The organism is Candidatus Hepatincolaceae symbiont of Strigamia maritima (assembly GCF_055505085.1).
The window spans coordinates 1-2,869 of sequence record NZ_DBKDTU010000066.1; the positions used below are offsets into that span (position 1 = coordinate 1).

3 protein-coding genes and 1 tRNA gene are annotated in these 2,869 nt (G+C 29.1%); 1 reads left to right on the top strand and 3 read right to left on the bottom strand.

Annotation, left to right across the window (positions count from 1 at the left end):
• Window positions 1-333, top strand: a 333-nt coding sequence (locus ACQCX0_RS01460) for a TolC family protein (protein ID WP_462562361.1), incomplete at its 5' end; no start/stop codon positions are given.
• A 115-nt stretch (window positions 334-448) separates the two neighbouring features.
• Here ACQCX0_RS01460 and ACQCX0_RS01465 read toward each other — a convergent pair.
• The 3 genes from ACQCX0_RS01465 to ACQCX0_RS01475 form a co-directional block, all read right to left on the bottom strand.
• Window positions 449-1,312 (bottom strand): DNA adenine methylase, encoded by an 864-nt coding sequence (locus tag ACQCX0_RS01465; RefSeq protein ID WP_462562362.1) that lies wholly within the window; start codon window positions 1,310-1,312, stop codon window positions 449-451.
• Complete coding sequence (locus ACQCX0_RS01470) at window positions 1,309-2,421, bottom strand: hypothetical protein (RefSeq protein ID WP_462562363.1); 1,113 nt, start codon at window positions 2,419-2,421, stop codon at window positions 1,309-1,311. The genes ACQCX0_RS01465 and ACQCX0_RS01470 overlap by 4 nt, the downstream gene beginning before the upstream one ends.
• Before the next feature lie 180 nt (window positions 2,422-2,601).
• Window positions 2,602-2,678, bottom strand: a tRNA-Pro gene (locus ACQCX0_RS01475).
• Window positions 2,679-2,869: the final 191 nt, after the last annotated feature.

The window sequence follows — 2,869 nt, forward strand, 5'->3', positions numbered from 1 at the left end:
AAATTGGAATATAATTTTAGTAATTTAAAAAATAATATTAAAAATACTAGCCAAAGAAATTATCTAGGGGTTATTAATGGTATTGCTACCATTAAATCTTTAGAGCAGGCAGTGCAATCTAGTGAATCTTTATTAGTATCGGTTAAAAAAGGTTACAAAGTAGGAATTAAAACTAACAGTGATGTTTTAAATGCAGAGCAAGCTCATATGTCCGTAAGGAATAATTTAGTAATAGCTAAATATAACTTTTTATTGGCAATTATTCAGCTTAAAGCAGCTATGGGTACCCTAACTATTGACGATGTAAAATATATCTCTAATTGGCTTAATTAGCAGTTAATTTTCTACACATTGTAGTAGCTTTCCTAACTCATAACTATTTTTAAAAATACTCAGGATTATTTAGTAGTGTAATTAGTAAGAATTTTAGAAGTTATTATGGTAGAGATTACCGTACAGAGGTAATTAGAGTAGGAAAAATTTGAAAGTTGGGTTGAATTAGAGAAGAATCATGTAAATAATTAGTAATTATTACTTCCCGTCCGATATTTGCCTGTTTTTGCTTATAGTTATTCATACCGTATTGTAAATTCCATTCATAAATATAGTAATCTTTATATAATTCCTTAATATAAGGGCTATTATTATAAGTAATTAGTAATTTATGGGGGTATTTCTTTACATTCTCTAATAATAATTCATGGTTAAAAGTAGTATGTAACTCTCCTTTTTTACCGTATAGTTTTGAGGGTTTATTATTATGGTAGGGAGGGTCTAAAAATATAAAAATCTCCTTCCCAGGTTTGTGTAACAAATTAGTATAATCTGCACCGGTAAAATCAAAATACTGAATTATTCTAACCGTCTCTTTTAGTCTATTAATAGCTGAGATGGTAAATCTTCCTAAAAAAGCCGCCTCAGAATAGCCCCCGCTATCCACAATCCCTGAGAAAGTTATTCTATTTAACACAAAAAAATCAAGAGCTCTTTGTAGATTAGAAAGTTGGTTATTTCTTCTACTAATTATTGTTTTAAAAAGTTCCCTACCATTTATATACTCAGCTTTAATTTTGTATAACTCTTGAATAAGTACCTCAGAATTACCCTTAAGTTCCTGCCAAAAACAAAAAAGATCATAATTTATATCGTTAGCATAATACTTTTTATGAGGTAATAATTGTGTTAAATAAATACTTAAAGAACCTCCCCCAAAGAAAATTTCTCTAAATTCTAGGAAATCAGGAATAAATTGTGCTAAAAATCTAACAGCTCTTGATTTTCCACCGGGATAGCGTAGGGGACTTTTTATCATGCTGATACCCCATGTCCTAATTCTAATAAAAAATCGTTTGCTTTAGCTTCAAGCATTAAATTATTTAGTAACATTTGCTGTTTTTTATTAAAATTATTCATACTAAAGAATTTATACAAGGTAGTTTCTGAGGAGGTTGTTGAGTTAATTTCTCCCTGTAATAAGCTTGAGGTTAACTTTAAAAGCGGCATAAAATTAATACTACCTTGTAAGTTGTGTACTTCAGCAAGATTAGCATAAAGCATCATCTTAACTAGCCCGTCTTTAATATCATCGATTGAAGGAATTAAACTGATTTTAGAATGTTTACTCTCTAATAAGAAGTAAATATTCTGATATATTTTTATACTATCTATGGTAAAAAAGTAATAACCTCCTAAATAATTCTCTATGGTTAGTTTAGATTTATTATTTAAGCTAAGTAATTCTTTAGGTTGAATGGTTAGCGATTCTCTATTCTGAGCCTTACTAGCTTTATCCCTAGAGAAAGTCATAAAACTAGTTATATCTTTAGTTATTCGTTTTTTAAATTTTGTTAAGTTATTAAAATTATGTAAAGGTATAGCTGTTTTCAGAGCTATATTAGTATAGCTTGTGGTTACTTCTTGCATCACATAATTAAGATTTTCTGTTTTAAGTTGGTTTAAATTCCAATGCAAAGCCGAGGTTTGGTAGTTAAAAATTTCTGTTAACTTAGTTTTAATAAAAGCATCAGGTAATTTTTGAGAAGTTATTTTATTACCTGCTTTATTTATTTCAGCATCACTGTAATAAGCTATAATTACATATACATTTAAGAGGCTCATTAAGGAGATTGTATCCCATTGGAGGTAATCTATATCTCCGAATACCCTCTCATCTTTAATTATAGGAATTATAGTAATAACTTTACCTAGATTTAGGGTGTCATACACTCGTGCATATGGATAGGACCGAGTTCTTTTTGGGGATACCCATTTACTAAGAGCATAAAGCACTTGATGAGGGGATTCTAATAAGCATTTAGGAGGAAGAGAGTTAATATCCTTAGAAAAATTATAAGTGTCTAAGGGAGTAGTTAAATACTTTTTATAACTAAGATTTTTTATTTTAGCAGTTAAGTGGTTCATCTAAGATTCTATAACATTTTTTTTAAATTATCTCAAGATAGATAATTATAAGTTTTATAATTTTATAAATCACCTATGTAGGTAGTTTAGCTTTTAAGCAACATATATTCAAGAATTAATAGAAGAAAGTCAAGCTATAGGGAGTTAATTCATAAAATATTACCCAAACTCAATATTGAGTGGTCGGGGAGACAAGATTTGAACTTGCGACCCTCTGATCCCAAATCAGATGCGCTACCAGGCTGCGCTACTCCCCGTGAGTAAAACTTTCCAATACGAAATATTCTATATTATTTTAGAAGAAATGTCACTCCTTAAAAGTAACACTAACAATATTCTTTAATTTCTCCTAATTTTACTAGGTAATATTGTGTACAAAGTATTATATACTCTAGCAAAATAAAAAAAAATAAAAAGAGAGTGGAATAAAAAAAGGTATTGACAAGGG